Annotated in this window: 1 protein-coding gene and 1 pseudogene; both read left to right on the top strand. The window is 65.3% G+C overall.

The genetic code is table 11. The features are described from left to right. The first annotated feature begins 127 nt into the window (after window positions 1-127). Window positions 128-871, top strand: coding sequence for a VIT family protein (locus tag NQ707_RS10425; RefSeq protein ID WP_058731821.1), 744 nt, complete (start codon window positions 128-130; stop codon window positions 869-871). Beyond that, window positions 872-1048, top strand: a pseudogene (locus NQ707_RS10420) (IS256 family transposase); the annotation flags it as partial. Window positions 1049-1078 lie beyond the last annotated feature (30 nt).

Below are 1078 nucleotides of genomic sequence, written 5' to 3'. Positions count from 1 at the left end.
GGTATAAGTTCGCAATCGGGCTCTGGGTATTCTGCTCCCACGCATGGCCGATGCCCCCCGTCTCGCCCGGCGATAGGAGAGCCTTTCCTTCATGGACAGCCGCCGGCCGGCGTGTCATCATCGAGCGATGTCGCAGAATCTTCCCAACACCACCGAGCCAGTCGGTCAGCATGCCGCCGAACCACACCGCGGCGGAATCGCTCAGAAGATGAACTGGCTGCGTGCTGGCGTCCTGGGCGCGAACGACGGCATCGTCTCGGTCGCAGCCATCGTGGTCGGCGTTGCGGGCGTCACGACCGCAACGGCGCCGATCCTGACGGCCGGCGTGGCGGGCCTAGTCGGTGGCGCCATCTCGATGGCGCTCGGTGAGTACGTGTCCGTGAGCAGTCAACGTGACAGTGAACACGCGATGATTCAGAAGGAGAAACGCGAGCTGGCCGAGATACCCGAGGAGGAGTTGATCGAACTCGCCGGGTTGTATGAGCAGAAGGGGCTCCGGCCCGAAACGGCCCTCCAGGTCGCGACCGAGCTCACGGAACGGGATGCACTTCGCGCGCACCTTTCCACCGAACTCAACATCGACCCGGATGATGTTCCGAGTCCTTGGCATGCCGCCTTCTCCTCCGCCATGGCGTTCCTGATCGGGGGGATCCTGCCTCTTGTCGTGATCCTCTTGCCGCCCGAGCAGTGGCGGGTGCCCGCGACGTTTGTTGCCGTCATTCTCGCGCTCGGGATCACGGGGGCGATCGGTGCACGGGTCGGGGAAAGCTCCGTGCCGCGGGCCGTGACCCGCGTGATCGTCGGCGGCGCCGCGGCTCTCGCCGTGACCTTCGGCATCGGCAGTCTTCTCGGAACATCCGGACTCGTATGAGCCCGATGCGACATCGAGGACAAACGCGCCCGTGACCGGGCGCGGGAACGCGGCCGCCCATCCACCGAGCGCAAGGCCTCCGGCCGGCTCATCGAGGGTCAGGTCGTGACGAACTGGATGAAGGCCCTCGAACAAATCGCGATCGCGTTCCCCGAGCGCATCGAGCACTACCTCTAACCCCGAAACACCGCCCGCTTACACACACAA

The sequence above is a fragment of the Rothia sp. BD8 genome (assembly GCF_044878465.1).
Taxonomy (GTDB): Bacteria; Actinomycetota; Actinomycetes; order Actinomycetales; family Micrococcaceae; genus Rothia; species Rothia kristinae.
Note: the sequence above shows the minus strand (reverse complement) of the source record. Positions and strands in the feature narration are given on the sequence as shown.

Coding starts and splice junctions, on each gene's coding strand:
- NQ707_RS10425 (WP_058731821.1), top strand. CDS start 128: ATGTCGCAGAATCTTCCCAACACCACCGAGCCAGTCGGTCAGCATGCC.